The following is an 18,110-nucleotide window of genomic DNA, read 5'->3' as shown; positions in this document are numbered from 1 at the left end:
CTAGAAACCGGATCCTTCTATTGGTCTCTGCCTTTTAATTTCTCTAACTCTCGGATCAATTCTTCCTTAGATACGTTCGGATCTTGCTTTAGTCTGCGGATCAGTTCTTCTGTGCTTTCTTTATGGGAGATTGTTTTCAGATCCACCTGTCCATCTAAGACCATCGGTGTCAGATAGGTGAGGCTGGGCGCCTGGGTGCCCGGCTTTATCGATAAGTCTACTACGCATAGATGATCGAATACTTCTTTTATGGAACCGGAATAGTCTCCTATCCTAAGCGGCATTCCTGGGCTGAGTGATTCCGTTGTGGAGAAGAATGCCAGATAGCTCTGCTTTCCAGTCTCTTCGGGGAATGCGGTGGGACTTAATGGAAAGAAGATCACTCCGGCAGTTTCGTTGTCTATGACCCTCTTGGTCTTATTTACGTTTACGGAAATCCTTCCTAAAAGCGGGCCACCTATCCTATAATAGGTTTCTCCATTGGAAAAACGGATGGAGTTGTTGTCCGGAGCGAGTTGTCCTCCTCTTCCGGTTCCTTCTCCTATTAGATTGCTTACTTCTTTTACCTTTGCGAACGGTCCAAAGGATCTGAGATCCCAATCCTTCGCATCCGGATTGTTTTTGCCGGAGTACTGTCTATGATATTCCCTATATATGGATTCCAGAAGAAGGATCTCTCTTCCGCTGGTGAGTACTTTGCCTGTCCTGGTCTTTAATTCTTCTCTATTGTCGCTAACGCTGAATTGCAAACGAGTGATGCTCTTGTTCATGAATTCCATCTCTCCGTTTGCGCTGCGTCTGATCCATAGAGCTTGGATCTTTAATTTATTCTCTTTCAACCAGTCTCTCGATCTTTCGCTCACATAGAATCCGGCGAGTTCAGGGATTGCGGGAGTAGGTTTGCCTTTTAAGCTATCGCTGCAGTCTAGACAAAGACTGCATAATAAAAGAAATACTGAAATTTGACCGAGAGACTTCTGAAACATGGAAGCAAGTTAGTGGAACTCTTTATCGGGTAAAGAAAAAAAACGGAAGATCTTATTCTCTTGACAAGGCTTCTTTCCCAAAGATCGTATGCGGGCAGTTGAAAACCAGTGAAGCGAGATATGATTCGAAAACTTTTCATTCTTAGATCGCTTTTAATTTTTATTCTCTTTTTTCTCTGCCTAGTTTCCTGTTCTCCTAAACCTTTAATACTACCTTCCGTTCAGAAAGGTGTTCTGGATTTACGTTCTTGGGATTTTTCCTCTCAACCCATTCTGGATCTGAGTGGCGAATGGTCTTATTATCCTCAGGTCTTATTCCAAGATCTAACTCCTTCTTCCTCTACGGATAGATTTTATATGGTCCCGAGCACTTGGCCTGGGGATGGGTATGCGGTTGTGAGATTGAAGGTACTTCTTCCGGAGCATCAGAAGAGGTTTGCGATCTATTCCAAATGGCAGTCTACTGCATTTCGATTGATCTTGAACGGAAAGGCAGTAGCTTCTTCCGGAATTCCTGGAAAAACAAAAGAGACGAGCATTCCGGATAATCTTCCTCTTTATTATGAATGGGATGATTCCGGAGGAAATCTGGATCTTATATTCGAAATTTCTAATTTTCATCATAGAGTTGGCGGCTTCTGGTATCATATTCGTTTCGGCGAGGCGAGCGCTTTGTCGGAAGAGGTCAGGACTATTCGGGACTGGGATTTCTTTTTGGCCGGGATCTTCTTCTTGGCAGGGTTGTATCACCTTTGGCTTTTCTTTCTGCATAGAATAGACAGAGGATCTTTAGTATTTGCTCTCTTTTGCTTTGTGATCTTTCTGCGGATCTTCGTTACTGAAGAAAAATTTTTGCTCTATTATTTCCATATTTCATACAGGCTCTCGATGATCCTGGAATACGTGACCATGTATGCCGCTATGCCTCTTGCCATGCATTTCTTACGATATACCTTTCCCGATTATTTTCCTCGGAAATGGATCTTATTCTTTTATGGTCTTTCTTTCGTTTTCTCTTTGAGTCTTCTTTTCCCGTTTCCGTTCCCTTCTTCCGCTGTTCCTTATTTCCAAGGTACCTTCTTCTTTGCGGTGGCAGTGGCGATCTACGTGATTTTCCGAGCACTAGCGCATAAGGCTCCATATTCCCTTCCGATCACATTTGCGTTCCTTTCCTTGATCTGTGCGGGGACTTTCGATGTTCTTTCTGCTCATCAATTGATCTTTACTCGTTTTATTATTCCAGTCGGTCTACTGATCGCGGTCTTCAACCAGGCTTTCATTCTTTCTTCCAAATACAGGGATCTGTATCGGGAGAAGGAGAAGCTTTCGGAGAGATTGATGAGACTGAACGATACGTACAGTCGTTTTGTTCCTTTGAGTTTCTTGGAATTCTTGGGCAAGGACAAGTTGGAAGATATGCGGCCCGGAGACCAGATCAAGAAGGAGATGACTATTCTGTTCGCAGATATTCGTTCCTTTACGGAGATCTCCGAGAGCATAGATTCCAAGGAAAGTTTTGAATTATTGAATTCTTATATTTCCGAAATGGAGCCTGTGATCCAGGCACATCGAGGCTTCGTGGATAAGTATTTTGGGGATGCGATCATGGCTCTTTTCTCGGATACGGATGACGCGGTTTCTGCGGCAATCTCCATGCAGAATCGGATCTTGGAATATAACCAAAGAAGGATCGAAAAGGGAGAAAGAGCGATCCGAGTCGGGATCGGTATTCATACAGGTTCTCTCATGATGGGGATTGTAGGTTCCGGTGGAAGAATGGAAAGCACAGTCATCTCCGAAGCTGTGCACCTGGCCTCCAAGTTAGAAACATTAAATAAATATTATGGTTCGAATATTCTTATCAGCGAAGACACTCTTCGGAAGCTAAAAGGAGCGGATCGCTTCGTATTAAGAAGACTGGATCGTCTGAAGTTCAAGGGCAAGATGGAAAGCCTGAATATCCATGAGGTCGGGGATTATCTGAGCACTACGGAAAAGGAAGCCTTTCGGAATTCCAGGATCAATTTCGAACGAGGGGTGGATCTATTCCATTCCGGAAAATATATGGATGCAGGCGAATCTTTTAGAGAGGTTTTACGGATCTATTCGGGAGACAAGGCTGCGAATCTTTATTTAAAGAGATGCACGGAGCAGATCTCTCCTAGCTCCGGCAAGGTGCAGCCTGGTCCCGATCTGGCTTAAAGGACTTATTCTCCGTTTAAGAAGAGAGTCTCTTCGATCTCGTTCATATCTTCTTCGGAGATGGAATCCAGGGATTTTCGGACTTTTGCTCCTAACTTTCGGATATTTTCCGCTCTTGTAAGAAGGTTCCCTCGCCCTGATTTCAATTTTCCTAATACTGCATCGTAATTGTCCTTGGACTTATCCAAGGACTTTCCGAGCACTTCTAATGCGGTGACTACTTCTACGATCTTGTCGTACATTTTTCCGGATTCTTCCGCGATCTGTTCCGAGTTCTTGTTCTGCTTTTCTTTTCTCCAAAGATTAGCCACCATTTTCAAAGAGACCATGAGGGTAGAAGGCGTTACGATCAGGATATTCTTGGCATACGCTTCTTCTAAGAATTTCGGATCCGTTCTTACTGCCTCATAATAAGAAGGTTCCACCGGTAGGAACATGAGTACGAAATCCAAGGACTCGATCCCGTACAAGGATTGATAGTTTTTCTTGTACAAGCCTGTGACATGATCATAGAGACTCTTGAGGTGTTTCTGAAGAGCTGTCTTTCTTCCCTCGTCCGTTTCTGCGGCTGCATACTCCACATATGCAGTCAAAGAAACCTTAGAGTCTATGACTATGGATTTTCCGGAAGGAAGTTTAACCACTATGTCCGGACGAAGTCTTCCGTCTTCGGTTTGCACAGACTCTTGGGAGGTATATTCTCTTCCTTTTACGAGTCCGCTATTCTGTAGGATATTCTCTAGAATTCCCTCTCCCCAATCTCCTTGGGTCTTTGAATTTCCTTTCAATGCGGAAGCTAAACTCTTAGCATCCTCAGAAAGTGTTTTATTCATTTCTAATAGATTATTGATCTGAGCCTTTAGGTTCGCGGTGTCGTCCTTATGCTCTTTATGGGATTGTTCGACTTTGACACCGAACTTCTCTATCTCATCCTTGAAAGGCTTGAGTAGATCGGTCAGTTTCTCTTGGGTTTGCAGATTGAATTTTTGGGAGTTATCCAGAAGGGCCTGATTGGCCGCATGCTTGAATTTCTCGTCCAACTTGGACATGAGTTCTTCGAACTCTTTTTTCTGATTCTCCAATCTTTCTTTCAGAAGATCCGATTCCTTCTTCATAGATTGATAGAAGCCAATGGCCTCTTCCATTTTTTCGGAGCCTTCTTTGACTTCTTTCTCTAATTGAGAGATCCTTTCCTTGGATCTTTGTTCGGACGCGATTAGGCCTGCCTTATCCAATTTCAGCTTTTCGTGTTCGCTTGGATTGATCCCTGACTCTTTGGAATACAGTGCCTTGGCGATAAAAAACGCCAGCCCGAATCCGATGAGAAGCCCGGTTAACAGTACGATTGCAAATTCCATTCTTCCTCCTTTTTGGAACCTACTCGATTCCAGGAAATCCATTTCCTAGACAGGATTTCCATTTTATGAGGAGCCCGGACAAATCTGCTTATCTGCTGCGTTTTTTATGGGGCGGGCCGCTTTTTCCTTTCTTGCGAGGATCGAATCGTTTAGATTTGTGATCCGGTTTTCTGCCGTCTTTTCGGTTCTTTCCTTTGAAATCCCGATCGGAGCGATTGCGATCCCCTCTGTCCCGATTTCCCTGGGATTCCTGGTCGAATCGAACAGTCTCGTCGAATTTGTCCAAACGGGTCCCTAAGGCTAATTTGAATAATGCGGCTGCTAGATCCTCTGCGGGGAGCCCATCCGAAGTAAGCTTCTTGACCAGTTTGGAATATTCGGTGAGGTCGCCTTCTTCTGCGACTTCTTGTACCAGATGTGCGTATCCTTGGAATCTTTTCTCATTCAATTCGGATACGTTAGGCACCTTTCCCGCTTCCATTTGGAATCCGTGCTGGTCTTGGATCCTGTATAAGGTGCGAAGCTCTCTTCCGGATACGAAACTGAGTGCGATCCCTTTTCTTCCTGCTCGTCCCGTTCTTCCGATCCTATGCACATAGTCTTCGGAATCTCTGGGAATATCGTAATTGAATACCGCTTCCACGTCGCTTACGTCTATTCCTCTTCCGGCTACGTCGGTGGCGACTAGTACGCTTACGACCCCTGTTCGGAATCCGGACATTACCTTGTCCCTTTGTTTCTGGGAAAGGTCTCCGTGCAATCCTTCTGCAAAGATCCCTTTGGACTTCAGGACTTCTACAAGGTCGTCTACTCTTATTTTTGTATTACAAAAAACTAATGCTACCTTTGGGGTATATAGGCTCAGGAGTCGGACTAATGCTTCCGTCCTTACTCCTTCTCTCAATTCGTAATAGATCTGTTGGATCTTAGGGCGATCCGCCTTTCCTCCGGTCACATCCACTGTTTTAGGTGAATTCAGGAATTTTTTGGTAATTCCCATTACCTTAGGGGAGAGGGTTGCGGAAAATAGTATGGTTTGTCTTTCCTCCGGTACTTCGGAAAGAATGGTTTCCATATCCTCTAAGAATCCCATGTCCAGCATTTCATCCGCTTCGTCCAGGATCACCATCCGAACAGAGCTCAGATTTAGGGTCTTTCTTCTCATATGATCCATGGTCCTACCTGGGGTTCCTACGATCACTTGAGGATGTTTCTTGAGGGCTTTGAATTGGCGGCTGATATCTTCTCCGCCGTAAATAGCAGCTACGGATAATTCTTCTTTATATTTTCCTAATTTTCGAAACTCTTCCGCTACTTGGACTACTAGTTCTCGAGTAGGGCAGAGTACTAGGATCTGAGGATGTTTCTCCTCTTCTTCCAAGATCTCTAATCCTGGAATGGCGAATGCCGCGGTCTTTCCTGTTCCCGTGCGGGAATGTCCGATCACATCTCTTCCTGTTAGGATGAGAGGAATGGCCTCCGATTGGATAGCGGATGGTTCTTGGAATCCTAGGTCTTGGATTGCCTTTAGGATCTCATTGGATAGATCCAGGTCTTGGAATGTTTTTTTGGTTTTCACGAATGGTCTCCGGGATCGACATGATTTCTTGCCTAATTTGCGATTTTGCGGTTTTAGGAGGAGAGCTTGGATCTTCGAGGGTTTCGTGAGTCCGGATCGGACTAGATAGACTTCAGCTCTAAATGAGTCGTTTCTTCCATGAATTCAGGGCTAGGTTTGGTGCATAGCTTTAAAGAAGTCTTAACTCTTGCCGGCCAGCATATATTTCTTCTTCAACTTCTCGGGGAATTTCTCGATCGCGTATCTAAGCATGGTCCTTGGCATCGTTGCGGCATGTTTATCCAAGAAATCGATCTCAGAATTCAGGTCCCGATTGCCTGCTTCTCTTAACATCCAGCCAACAACTTTATGGATCAGATCTTCTTTGTCACGCAGTAGTATCTCCGCGATCTTATAGGTATCCGCGTAGTCTCCCTTTCTGATGAATGCATACGTGGCAATCATCGAGATCCTCTTCTCCCATAGGTCCTTGGATCGAGCGAGTTTATAGAGAAGCTTTCTATCCTTATCGATGAGATACTCTCCGATCATATCCCTTGCGCTTAGGTCGACTAGATCCCAATTATTCACGTATTTCATGTTTTTGAGATAGAACTCGTGTAACTTCTTTCGATCCTCTTCGGTCGATTTTTGGAAGGTCTCGCAGAGTACAAAGAACCCGGCCAATCTTTCCTCGTGATATTTGGAGCTTACTACCTTTTGTAATTCGGAGAGGGGAAGTCCTCTGTATTTCTTGGAGAGTTTTCGAAGAGGAGGCACTTGGATCCCAAGGAATAGATCTCCTTCTCCATACTGTCCCTTTCCTGTTTTGAAGAAGCTGGAAAGGATGGGCACCTTTTTCGGATCCGCATAGGAACGGATCTCTTGCAGCAAGTCCCGCGCAGTAGAATCTTCTCCCGGAAGTTTAGATGCGGATTTGGCTTTGGAGGAAGTCTTTGGTCTGGGAGAAGGGGCCTTGGGCATGAGAAAAGTCATCCGATCCGATCCTTAAAATGGCAAGCATTATAGAAGAAGGTGAAAAGCCTCGCAATTAGGTAGGAACTCCTACGTTTTTGGGCTTGCCAGAGAAAAGTTCCGCCAAATCCTATTTTCAGAAGAGTCGCTTTAGGAATGAAACGCAAACCGCTTCATAATATTTATAGCAAGGATATTCTCCGTAAGAAACTGGAATCGGAGAATTTTCATCGTACTACGATCTCTTTTTATAAGTACGTGATCTTAGAAGATCCTCAGGCTCTTAGAAATTCTCTCTATCGTAATTGGGACGATCTGGGTGTTTTAGGAAGGATCTATATCGCAAGAGAAGGGATCAATGCTCAGCTTTGCGTTCCGGAACATAATTTTCAGGCCTTCCGAGATCAGATCGACTCCATTCCTGAATTCAAAAATGTCCCGTTCAAGATCGCAGTAGAGGAAAATTCTCCTTCTTTTTTGAAGTTGGACATTCGGGTACGAAGTAAGATCGTGGCCGACGGTTTAGAGGACGATAGCTTCGATGTTACGAATGTGGGAGTTCATCTCTCTGCAGAAGAGTTCAATCAAAAGTTAGATTCTTCGAACACAGTACTTGTGGACGTTCGAAATCATTACGAGTCGGAGATCGGACATTTTGAGGGAGCTCTTCTTCCCCAATCCGATACGTTCAGAGAGGAATTGCCTTTGATCTTGGACCTTCTCCAAGATAAGAAGGATAAGGAAATCGTAATGTACTGCACTGGCGGTATTCGTTGCGAGAAGGCTTCGGCTTATCTGAAGCATCATGGTTTTCAGAATGTATATCAATTGCACGGCGGGATCATTTCTTACGCTTCTGAGATCAAGGAGAAGGGACTGGATTCCAAGTTCAAGGGTAAGAACTTCGTATTCGATGGCCGACTCCAAGAAGCGATCGGAGAAGAGATCCTAAGTGAGTGCCACCAATGCGAGAATCGGTCCGATCGACATGTGAACTGCGCAAATCCCGGTTGTCATATTCTATTCATCCAATGCGAATCCTGTGCGGAGAAGTTTGACGGATGCTGTTCTGAAGAATGTAAGTCGATTATCTCCTTGCCGGTTTCGGAGCAGAAGAAGATGAGAAAAGGAAAGACCGTTTCCAACCAACATTTCTCCAAATCCAGGATCCGTCCTAAAGTCTTCGAGCTGTACAAAGGACACTGATCTTCAGGATCTTCGAATGGATTTTTCTTTTCGCCAGGAGGGGAAAATATCTTGTAATTAATTGAGTTACAACTCGTCTAAAAGAAAAAGAGAAGGCCATCCATGAGTGGACTCAAAATTTCCGATAGACCTGGCCTTCTTTCTAGGAAAGGGTTCTTGTTTGGCGTTGGAGGACTTGTCCTCGGCGGACTCGGGCTCGGAAAAATTTTAGTAGGAAAGCAGGGAGAAAAAAAGATGGGAAAGCTGCCGGTGTTCTTTGTAGGCCATGGAAGTCCTATGAACGCTCTTGGTCCGAATGAGTTTGCAACCGCATGGGCCGATAGCGTGAAAGATTTTCCGGAGCCTAAGGCAATTCTTTGTATTTCTGCACACTGGTTCACTCGAGGCCAATATGTGACCGCGATGGAATTTCCTCCCACCATCCATGATTTCTACGGTTTTCCGCAAGAGTTGTTTAACGTGCAGTATCCTGCTCCGGGAGATCCAAAGTTAGCGGAGCGCATTTCTAAGAACGAAGAAGGCCAGATCCAATTGGATTATGAATGGGGCCTCGATCATGGTACTTGGAGCGTTCTTCGGAATATGTATCCGAAGGCGAATATCCCTGTTTTACAATTGAGTTTGGATGCGACCAAGCCTGCTTCTTGGCATTATGAATTTGCAAAGTCCCTTTCTAAATTAAGAGAAGAAGGAATACTCATCGTAGGCAGCGGCGACCTAGTTCACAATCTCCGTCTATACGATTGGAAGAACCAGGATCATGCCCAAGACTGGGCCTTGGATGCAAATGAGACCTTCAAGGATTTAATTATGAAACGAGATGTAAAGAGTCTATCCGCATACCAGACTCTGGGGACTGCTGTGCAGATGGCCGTTCCTACTCCGGAACATTATCTTCCTGTGCTATATACGATGGCTCTCGCAGAGGAGAAGGAAGAGATCCACTTTTATAACGATGTCATTCAAAGTTCCGTTTCTCTTACGAGTTTGAAGATCCAGTAGCTTTATCCTTTGACAGGATCAGGATTTGAATTCTCCAATCAATCTTGATCCAATAGGAAAGAAGGATTTTCGATCGGAGCTTAAATGTAATTCCGAGATTCGAATTGCGATCGATAGTGAAGAAGCGTTTCTTGGATTCGTTTAGGTTCTTTTTAAGAACTCGATTGCGTCTTCTAAACGGTCATCTCCCCAGAATAGTTCTCTGTTCACAATGAAGCTAGGTGCGCCAAAGATGCCTAGGATGGAAGCTTCTTCGGTATTTTTACGAAGGAGCTCTTTGTTTTCCGCGGATTCGGAAAGAAGAAGGATCTCTTCGGCATTCTGCCCTAGCGAATTTAATAGATTGGAAAGGGCAATCTTGTCGGAGATGTCTACATTCTGAGAAAATTCTAATTTATAAATTTCTAAAATAAATTCCTCTATCCAAGGCTGATCTAAGAAGGCAGTCGTTATTCTCGCTGCCTTGAGCCCATTCCGAGGAAAGATATCCGGTTTGCGGAAGGGCAATCCGTATTTCTTAGTCTTTCTCTCCATATCCTTCCACATATATCTTCCTTTTGTAGGGAATAGATTGAAGGGAGAATCGGACATTCCTTGTTCTTTAAAAATGGGTCCGAGTAGAAAAGGTTTCCATTCGAATTCGATCCCTTCTCTCTCACATACGGATCGGATCCTACCTGCGCTCAAATACGAGTAGGTGCTCGAGAATTCGAACCAGAAAGAAAGAATTGGCTTAGATGGATTCATATTTGATCACTATCTGTAAGATCCTTTTGGACTAGTGCAATTGATAACCGACGCAATTGCATTTTATCGGATCGTAGAAATTCCATTATCTATTTGATCGTATTTCGTGTGATCAACTTGTCTAGGTCGATGTTTGGGGAATTTTTTCCCTTCCCCAGATGCTCGCGAGTGCCAGTCCGCTGATCAAATGCCAGACTCCCCACCAAGCGGCAATCAATGCCATGGAGCCTAATCCTTGGAAGAAGGTAAAGATGAGTATCAGCCCGAGTCCCGAGTTTTGAAGGCCGGTCTCTAAAGCGATCGTCTTTCTTTCCTTTTGCGCAAGTCCTCCCATCCAAGCGGCCAGATATCCTGCCGTCAATGCGGAGCCGTTATGAAGAAGGACCAACCAGAACAGAGTGGGTCCATATTCTAGAAAGGACCTCCAGTTGCCTATAAGAGCGAGTAGAATAAAGATCCCTAGTAGCACAGTGGATCCTATTCTCATCGGTTTCTTTAATACGCTGGACAGCTTCGGATAGAAACGGTTTGTAAGCGCTCCTAAGAGTAAGGGCAAAAGCAATATTAGAAAAATGGAAAGGATTAGATCCACCGGGTTTAGGCTGATCTCCTTCAGACGATCCGCTGCAGGAGAGTAGAGCCTTCCCCAGAAAAAGAAATTGAAGGGAGTAAAAAACCAGGCAAGCACTGTAGTCGTTGCTGTCAGGGAAATGGAAAGAGGCACATTCCCTTTGGCAAGTAAGGTAATGAAGTTGGACATATTCCCGCCGGGACAAGCGGCGACAAGGATCATTCCCAAAGCCAAACCCGGATGAGGTTTTAGGATGTACAAAAGCCCCAGAGTCACCGCAGGCAATAAGACCAATTGGGAGAATAATCCGATCATGGCGGCCTTGGGTTGTTTTCTCAGATTCGTGAAATCGGCAATACTGAGTTCCAGAGAGATGCCGTACATGATCAGCCCAAGACAAATATTGAGTAAGAATAGACTACTCGGGCTGAAGTTTAAGCGAACTAGATCGAAATCTTGCATACGTTCAATCCGTCCAAGTGACTAGGATCTCTCTTGGTCCGGAGAAGGGTAGTCTCCCATGCGAAACGGAATAATTATCGATCAGTAATATATCGCCTTTTTGCCAGGAGAATACCGACAGGTTCCTCCAAAAGACTTCGCTGACTTTCTTTAGCTCGCTTGTGCTGATCGGAGTTCCGTCCCCGAATTCCACATTCGTATCCAGATCCTGGGTCTCTACCAGTTTCTTTTTGAGAAAGGTCAGGACCTGTAATACTCCGGCCAGGATCAGGCTTCGGAGATTTGCTTGGTGTTTTAGGATTTTTGAATATTCGATCCTGGCCGCATCCGGATGGAAGACCTGGCTATGATTATGCCAAGCCTTGGTCTTAGCCTGAGGATGCGTCCTGACTGCGACTTGCTTGTTCGTGAGCTTGAGTCCGTCTTCTGCGAGCCAATCCACTTGGAAGCGTTGTTTGGATGCGATCTTCTCCACTTCTTTCTTTTCAGTGGTGGAAAACATTTCATCCCAACGTTTCGTCTTCCATAGACTATAACGGGACGCCTTAGGACCGTCGTACTTTCGGATGTACTTCACTCCCTTGGATTCGAATTTCTTTAAGAGGCCGGGCTCTAATTCCTCATATACTTTTCTAAGATCTGTGAGAGGAGTTTCCCCGTTTTCGTTCGGGGCGAGTGCGCAAAAGAACATGAGCTTGCGAGGAGGCCGATCCAAAAAGCTCATCTCCGCATGTTGCATGATCGGATAATGTGGAGGAAGCTCGCTCGCAGTATGTACAAATTTCGTAATACGATTTCTGGGAGAAGTCCCCAAATAATCCGTCTTTAGATTCTTATCTAAACTTAAGGCCGCATCCTCGAACTCTTGGGGAGAAGAGACCGAAAACCCTCGGAACAAGATCGCACCGTATTCCAAAAGATCCTGATCGACGGATTTTTTATTTTTAGAGATCCATGCCGGCAAGAAACCTGGCTCGAGCGCCTCAGTATCGCCCGGAGTATAGATACGTGGAAGTTCCTTTCCCGGGAAGAAGGATCTTTCTACTCGGCCTATGCCTTTCGGCTTAGCCTTGTTAGGGGAAACTTTTTTTATTTTCGATTTTTCGGACTTAGAGGCGAGGCTCGCTTTCATAAAAGTTTTCCTTTCCAATGATGAAACTTTTATAAAAGCGAAGCTAGGAAAGGCAAGCCTTTTCATTCTTAAAGGAATAAATCGGCCTTGCTGCCCTTATGCGCCTCTTTGCGTCATATCGTTCTTTCTAGGAAGGGAGTCGATTTTTGGTAAAATCGGGAAAGAAATTACTCTCAACTTGTTTCTAAGAAGGAGCTATATACGGATCGTCGACTTAAGGCCATCCGGGATCACTTAGGAGAAGCAAATGAAAAAATCCCTGATCTTCCTCTTTCTATTGTCTGCCTTAATCGTATGTAAGGGAGAAAAGCAGAACGAGGAGCAAAGCGCTGTAGCAGGCGAGTCCGCAAAGAAGAGTACACCTACTCCTTCGGCGGTTTACCGCGAAAAAGAAGCCTTGGACGATCTGAAGACCGGCAAGGACGCGGATGGAACTCAGGAACAGTTCAAGCCCTTCTTCTCCGCAAAGACGGGAACATTAAAGATCGGAAGATTATTGGAATATAAAGTAGATCTTGCCTTCCAAACCAAGGATTTCGGCGCCGCTCGAAGATTTCTTTTACAGCTTTCCGACAAATACGGTTTTGTCCAAAGCACAAACTTCGATACCTATCTGGATGTATCTTCTCCCACGATGACCGTGGTAATCCATGTGAAATCTTCCGACTTATACCAAGTGCTTTTAGAATTGGACAAGTTAGGTACTCTTACTCATGAGAATATCCAAGTAGAGGATCATACGGAAGCTTTCGAATTGGAAAAGATCCATGCTCGCAGAGAGAAAACCAGAATGGTGAGACGAGGAGAACTTGTTTCCCGTTTGCCTTCTAAGGGTGCGGTAGAGGCGGAAGAACTTTTAGGACAATCGGAAGATGCGGCGGACTCTGCTGAGTTCGAGAAATGGAAGATCTTGGACAGAGTGCAATGGGCAAAGATCAGCATTCGAATCGACGGACCGGAAAAACCGAAAGGCGTGGAAGTGCCGAATTTCAAGGATGTGTTCACGGATCTGATCGAACTATTCTTGAGGCTGATCGTGCTTTTGATCTACAGCATTCCTTTCCTTATTCTGGCGACCGGAGCCTTCTTCTTGTTTAGATTCGCAAGAAACCGTTGGTTCAAGAAGAATTAGGAAAATAGAACAAGGGTCCTATGAGAAAATTCTACACTGCCCAAGTTTCGCAAGCATTCGGGTATTTTTGTTTTACCTCCGAGGCCTTCTTTTTAGTTTAGAAGAAACGCCTTAGAGGAAGCAAATGCCCAGTCTGGAAGAAGCTCAAAAGGAGATCATAGAAGAATTTTCGGAAGCCGCCGATTGGGAAGAACGTTACCAGATGCTGATCGAGATCGGGGACGAACTTCCTCCTTTGTCTTCCAATCTGAAGACCGAAGACAGATTGGTGCCAGGATGTCAATCCAGGGTCTGGGTGGTTCCGGAAGAAAAGGAAGGCAAACTGTTTATCCAAGCCGATAGCGATTCCGCAATCACCAAAGGAATGATCGCCTTATTGCTCCGAGTATTTTCCGGAAGGACGAGAGATGAGATCCGCTCCGCTTCCTTGGATTTCCTAAAAGAGATCGGTCTGGACAAACATCTTTCCATGAGTCGCAGGAACGGCCTCTACTCCATGGTAAATAAGATTAGAAGTTTCTAATGCTTTATCTCGATCCCCATCCTGGGGATCAACAGCTTTCGTTCGGATCAAAGTCTGATCCCTTTAAATACGAAACGATCGATCCGATAAACATTGTTGAAGATCAGACAATGAAAGGTTCATCCGGCAGTTCGTTCGGATTCTTTCCCTTGGCAGGAAAATGTTTCTTTAGATCCGAACTCAATTCTCGGATCCCTTCTACTATTGCTTCTTTGGCTTTTCCAGACTTGAGTCCTGTCCCAATCTTATGAGAGATCTCATTCAATCGATCCTGTCCGATCTTCTTATAGATCCCTCTATCCGCTAAGATAAGGATCTTCTTTTCAGATAGAAGCAAATAGACCAGTATGCCTGTGTTCTCTTCGGTGTCCCAGACCCGTAAGAAGGAGAACATTTCCACGGATCTCTCTTTTGCTGTCTTGCCGAACAAGACCTGATATAGGGAAAGCTTGGTTTCGATCGCGATCCGGATCTCACCTCTATGGGATTTTTCAGAATCGGTAACAGCAGACTTGATCTCTTTCAGGTCCTTAGAACTAAAATATTTTCGTAATAAACTAAAACCTGATAGATGCCAATCACCGATCCGAAAGGAATCCCTGAGCCCGGCCCAGGAATTTTGAAAGAGTCTAGTTATTCGAGAAGAATTACGAGCCATGATCATTTACCAGTCCGAAGAGGACCCGCCTCCTCCAAAATCTCCGCCACCACCACCGAAGGAACCGCCGGAAGAAGATCCCCAGCTCCCACCTCCGCCGGATCCCCAAGAGGTCCAACCTCCGCCGCCACCGCCGGAGCTCTTAGCCGCAGCATAAGCCACCCAGGCTATAATAAAGAAGATGAATAAGATAGGAAGTAACGCTTCTAAGGAAAGTCCTAGAAAGCCTCCCACATAATATGCGATCCCTGTTGCGATCCCAGCTTGTATAGGGCTGAACAATCTTCTTAAGAAGAAACCGATAAAGATCGCGATCCCGATGAGTATCCAGAAATAATTGCTTAAAGAATCCTCGTCCGGATTGCTAGCGGAGCCCTGAAAGGTTGTATGGGTCGGCTCAGGTAGAGGTTCTCCGTCTATGAGAGAAAGGATCCTATCGATCCCTTGATCGATCCCCTCGTAGTATTTCCCTTCTTTGAAAAGAGGCCTAACGTATTCTACCTGGATCCTTTTGCTGAGAACATCAGGGATGGCTCCCTCTAAGCCTCTGCCTATCTCGAACCTCATTTTTCTGTCGTCCTTTGCGACTAGAAAGATGACCCCGTCCGCAATTTTCTTTCTCCCGATCTTCCACTCATCGGCGACCCGAATCGAATACTGCTCTATGGTCTCTTCTCCCGTTGTAGGAATGATGAGGAGTACGACTTGGCTTCCCTTCTTCTTCTCGAATTCCTTGAGCTTGGTCTCCAGGGATTGGGCTTCTTCATCGGTCAAGGTACCGGTGAGATCCGTGACCCTATGAGAAAGCTGTGGGATCGGAACAGGCTCCGAGAACATCGGGGCCGTCCAAAGACAGAAGAGTAGAAGAAACCAAAATCGCTTCATAAGCATTCGAAAGAAGCCTTAGAACTGGACTTGAGGAGGCTTGGAGATCTCTTTCTCGTTTTCTACGGTGAAATTCGGTTTCACTCCATATCCGAAGATCTTGGCAGTGATCACATTCGGAAATGTCCGAACAGTCACGTTATACTCTTCGACTGCTTGGATATAACGATTTCTTGCGACTGCGATCCGGTTCTCTGTGCCTTCTAACTGGGCTTGTAAGTCCAAAAAGTTTTGGTTGGATTTTAGATCCGGATATTTTTCCACCACTACCATGAGCCTGGAAAGTGCCGAGGTCATTTGCCCTTGTGCTTGGTTGAACTTTGCAAATAATTCAGGATTATTTAATACTTCCGGAGTGGCCTGCACGGAGCCTACGCTCGCTCTGGCCTTTGTAACTTCCGTTAAAACTTCCTTCTCTTGGGCAGCGTATCCCTTAACGGTATTGACCAGGTTTGGGATGAGGTCGGCCCTTCTTTGGTACACATTCAGTACCTCGGACCAAGCTGCCTTTACTTTCTCATCCTCGACTTGGATCGTATTATATCCACATGAATTGGTTAGGAATAAGAAGAATCCTGCGATTAAAATTAGTATACTGCGACGAGCGCTGAAAAGATTGCCTTGGGACATTCCCGCCTCCGACTTGCGGAAGTCTCAGGCAGGAATATCCTTTGGCAATCGGTTTTTTATTCTTCTCACTCGGATTACGCCGCTTCTTTTGGGAAATTTTCGTGTCTTTCTAAAGTTCTTTTGCGGATTTCCTCAATGAGTTTGTCAGCAAGCAGCTCTGCCAGAGCGGAGATTTTTTCTTGGTTGATTGTGTTTCTATGTTCGGTTTTCATTGGCCCTCCTTTAGGTTCCTGGATATAAATATAAGGAATCACCCGGACAAAAAAGGCTTGGGGGAAAAGAAAAAGCGGGGAAATTCCCCGATTTTCCAGGCCGATAAGATAGAAAAATGGCAAGGGCCCAGGTGGGAATGGAATTGGATTTTAAAAGCCGGTTCGACGAGATCGACCGAGTCGATGGATATTTCCGTCGAGCTCCGGAAGGGATCTGGTGTTTTGAGCTGGATTCTCCTTTGGATACTTCTCTTTCCCTAGAAGAGCAGTGTCGCCGCTTGTACGAAACCGCAAGGCTCACTCATTGCAATGATACCATGGCCCGATTGTATGGGTTCCATACGGCCGGGGAATTAAAGGGTCTTCTTCTTAAAGAAATTATCAGTCCTACCAATCGCCTGAATATTCTAGGGATCGAAGAATTCATTCGTTCCGGTTACAAGACCCATGACGCAGAATCCGAAGAGATAGACAAGAGAGGAAAGAGTCGCTTCTTCCTGAGCACTGCCTTGGGTGTGGTGGAGAACGGTTTTCTTTTGCGTGCGTGGGGAGTGCAGAGGGATGTGACTTCTATTCGCGCGGCGGAGTCCCGCCTCAAAAGGACCATTGCGCTCGAAAGCCTTCTGACCAAACTTTCCCGTAATTTCTTAAGCGTGGAACCGGGGAATACGAACGAGGCAGTGAACTATAGCCTCCAGGAACTAGGAAAGTTCTGCGGAGCGGACCGCGCATTCGTATTTCTATACACTCACGCAGGATTAACAATTTCTAATACGAACGAATGGTGCGCTCCGGATGTAGAACCCAGGATGCATCTTCTGCAAAATCTTCCCATAGAAACCTTTCCTAAGACGGATTACGATACGATCCGAAATAAGGGACATCTGATCTATGAATCCCTGGAAAATATTCCGGACACTCATGTCACTCTTCGCAATTTATTGGAGAGAAGGGGAACTCGTTCCCTTCTCGTAGTTGGTCTTTCTTCTGGAGAAGAAGAATTCGGCTTCGTAGGCTTCGATTCCGTAAAGAATAAGAAGCTCTGGACAGAAGAGGATATCTATATTCTTCGCCTAGTCGGGGATTTGATCGTTCTCGCATTCGATCGAAAGAAAAGAGAAGCGGATCTAAACGATTTCTACGAGAGAATGAACCACGATCTGGAGCTTGCGCGCCTTACGCAGAGATCTCTTGTGTCCAGGGAATTTCCTTCCTCTCCTTTTTATAAAATAGATAGTTATTTTAGGCCTTTCGAAAAAGTGGGAGGGGATATCATCACATATATCCAGCATGAGACTGGAGTGATCGATATTCTCTTCGGAGATGTCTCCGGACATGGGATCTCTTCTGCGATGGTTTCGGGTATGGCGGTGCTTTCCTTCAGACATCATGCTCGGACTGGACTTTCACCTGCGGAAGGAATACAGCAATTCGTTCGGGACCTGAAACCGATGGTAGTAGAGCATCATATTGCTGCAGTCTGGGCCCGCTTCTTCCCCTTGGAAAAAAAGATGGTCTATTCGTATGCAGGTCATCCTCCCATCGTTCTATTCAGAGGAGAAGAGAGACTGGAACTTAAAGGGATGAACCTTCCTCTACTTATCTTCGATTCCATAGAGTATTTCAACGAGTCCATTAAATTAGAAAAAGGTGATAGATTGGTATTCTATTCGGATGGAATGTACGAGGTATTTAATTCCGAGGGAAGGATTTTGGATCTCCCTGGTTTTCAGGATATTTTAGCTCAGCATAAGGAGTTGAACTCCCTAGAAGAATATTTAGATCAGGTCGTCTCGGATGTTTTTGAATTCTCGGAAGGGGTCTTTGGAGACGATATGGCTATGTTAGTTTTGGATATTACAGGGTAGATC

At 45.2% G+C, this 18,110-nt stretch carries 17 protein-coding genes; 6 read left to right on the top strand and 11 right to left on the bottom strand.

Translation table 11 applies throughout. The features are described 5' to 3' along the window. Positions 1-17: 17 nt before the first annotated feature. Positions 18-986, bottom strand: a complete 969-nt coding sequence (locus EHO57_RS12855) for an LIC12353 family lipoprotein (RefSeq protein WP_135645705.1) — start codon at positions 984-986, stop codon at positions 18-20. 120 nt (positions 987-1,106) lie between these two features. Between EHO57_RS12855 and EHO57_RS12850 the strand changes: the two genes are divergently transcribed. Then, positions 1,107-3,188, top strand: a complete 2,082-nt coding sequence (locus EHO57_RS12850; protein WP_135645706.1) for an adenylate/guanylate cyclase domain-containing protein — start codon at positions 1,107-1,109, stop codon at positions 3,186-3,188. Between the two features lie 5 nt (positions 3,189-3,193). Here the strand turns inward: EHO57_RS12850 and EHO57_RS12845 are convergent, their stop codons facing one another. The 3 genes from EHO57_RS12845 to EHO57_RS12835 form a co-directional block, all read right to left on the bottom strand. After that, complete coding sequence (locus tag EHO57_RS12845; RefSeq protein WP_135645707.1) at positions 3,194-4,546, bottom strand: DNA recombination protein RmuC; 1,353 nt, start codon at positions 4,544-4,546, stop codon at positions 3,194-3,196. A gap of 88 nt (positions 4,547-4,634) precedes the next feature. Further along, positions 4,635-6,125 carry a DEAD/DEAH box helicase gene (locus EHO57_RS12840; RefSeq protein ID WP_135645708.1) on the bottom strand — a complete coding sequence of 497 codons (1,491 nt, stop codon included), beginning with the start codon at positions 6,123-6,125 and terminating at the stop codon, positions 4,635-4,637. A gap of 180 nt (positions 6,126-6,305) precedes the next feature. After that, a complete protein-coding gene (locus EHO57_RS12835; RefSeq protein ID WP_135645709.1) occupies positions 6,306-7,088 on the bottom strand; it encodes a DNA alkylation repair protein in 783 nt (260 codons plus the stop codon). Positions 7,089-7,235: 147 nt separating this feature from the next. On the opposite strand from EHO57_RS12835, the gene trhO reads away from it, so the two are divergent. Next, complete coding sequence (gene trhO, locus EHO57_RS12830; protein ID WP_135698318.1) at positions 7,236-8,285, top strand: oxygen-dependent tRNA uridine(34) hydroxylase TrhO; 1,050 nt, start codon at positions 7,236-7,238, stop codon at positions 8,283-8,285. A gap of 102 nt (positions 8,286-8,387) precedes the next feature. Beyond that, entirely contained in the window at positions 8,388-9,287 is a 900-nt protein-coding gene (gene ygiD / locus EHO57_RS12825) for a 4,5-DOPA-extradiol-dioxygenase (protein ID WP_135643721.1), read from the top strand. Positions 9,288-9,428: 141 nt separating this feature from the next. On the opposite strand, the gene EHO57_RS12820 is transcribed toward ygiD, so the two are convergent. The 3 genes from EHO57_RS12820 to EHO57_RS12810 form a co-directional block, all read right to left on the bottom strand. Then, positions 9,429-10,034 carry a 2-hydroxychromene-2-carboxylate isomerase gene (locus tag EHO57_RS12820; protein WP_135643719.1) on the bottom strand — a complete coding sequence of 202 codons (606 nt, stop codon included), beginning with the start codon at positions 10,032-10,034 and terminating at the stop codon, positions 9,429-9,431. A 121-nt stretch (positions 10,035-10,155) separates the two neighbouring features. Next, positions 10,156-11,067, bottom strand: coding sequence for a bile acid:sodium symporter family protein (locus tag EHO57_RS12815; protein WP_135643717.1), 912 nt, complete (start codon positions 11,065-11,067; stop codon positions 10,156-10,158). 4 nt (positions 11,068-11,071) lie between these two features. Then, entirely contained in the window at positions 11,072-12,199 is a 1,128-nt protein-coding gene (locus tag EHO57_RS12810) for a TauD/TfdA family dioxygenase (RefSeq protein WP_135643715.1), read from the bottom strand. 247 nt (positions 12,200-12,446) lie between these two features. Here EHO57_RS12810 and EHO57_RS12805 point away from each other — a divergent pair, with 247 nt between their 5' ends. Together EHO57_RS12805 and EHO57_RS12800 are read left to right on the top strand one after the other, a co-directional pair. Next, positions 12,447-13,331 carry a DUF4349 domain-containing protein gene (locus tag EHO57_RS12805; RefSeq protein WP_135643713.1) on the top strand — a complete coding sequence of 295 codons (885 nt, stop codon included), beginning with the start codon at positions 12,447-12,449 and terminating at the stop codon, positions 13,329-13,331. 124 nt (positions 13,332-13,455) lie between these two features. Beyond that, positions 13,456-13,854, top strand: a complete 399-nt coding sequence (locus tag EHO57_RS12800) for a SufE family protein (protein WP_135643711.1) — start codon at positions 13,456-13,458, stop codon at positions 13,852-13,854. Between the two features lie 103 nt (positions 13,855-13,957). Here EHO57_RS12800 and EHO57_RS12795 read toward each other — a convergent pair whose 3' ends face one another. The 4 genes from EHO57_RS12795 to EHO57_RS18815 all read right to left on the bottom strand — a co-directional run bounded on the left by EHO57_RS12795 (position 13,958) and on the right by EHO57_RS18815 (position 16,239). Beyond that, the gene (locus EHO57_RS12795; RefSeq protein WP_135643709.1) at positions 13,958-14,512 is read right to left on the bottom strand and encodes a TPM domain-containing protein; all 555 of its coding nucleotides are present in this window, start codon (positions 14,510-14,512) and stop codon (positions 13,958-13,960) included. A gap of 6 nt (positions 14,513-14,518) precedes the next feature. Continuing rightward, positions 14,519-15,397, bottom strand: a complete 879-nt coding sequence (locus tag EHO57_RS12790; RefSeq protein ID WP_135643707.1) for a TPM domain-containing protein — start codon at positions 15,395-15,397, stop codon at positions 14,519-14,521. 18 nt (positions 15,398-15,415) lie between these two features. Next, complete coding sequence (locus EHO57_RS12785; protein WP_135643705.1) at positions 15,416-16,027, bottom strand: LemA family protein; 612 nt, start codon at positions 16,025-16,027, stop codon at positions 15,416-15,418. A gap of 74 nt (positions 16,028-16,101) precedes the next feature. Then, entirely contained in the window at positions 16,102-16,239 is a 138-nt protein-coding gene (locus EHO57_RS18815; RefSeq protein WP_167882251.1) for a hypothetical protein, read from the bottom strand. 116 nt (positions 16,240-16,355) lie between these two features. Between EHO57_RS18815 and EHO57_RS12780 the strand changes: the two genes are divergently transcribed. After that, entirely contained in the window at positions 16,356-18,107 is a 1,752-nt protein-coding gene (locus tag EHO57_RS12780) for a SpoIIE family protein phosphatase (protein WP_246050685.1), read from the top strand. Positions 18,108-18,110 lie beyond the last annotated feature (3 nt).

Source organism: Leptospira langatensis, assembly GCF_004770615.1.
GTDB lineage: Bacteria > Spirochaetota > Leptospiria > Leptospirales > Leptospiraceae > Leptospira_B > Leptospira_B langatensis.
Note: the sequence above shows the minus strand (reverse complement) of the source record. Positions and strands in the feature narration are given on the sequence as shown.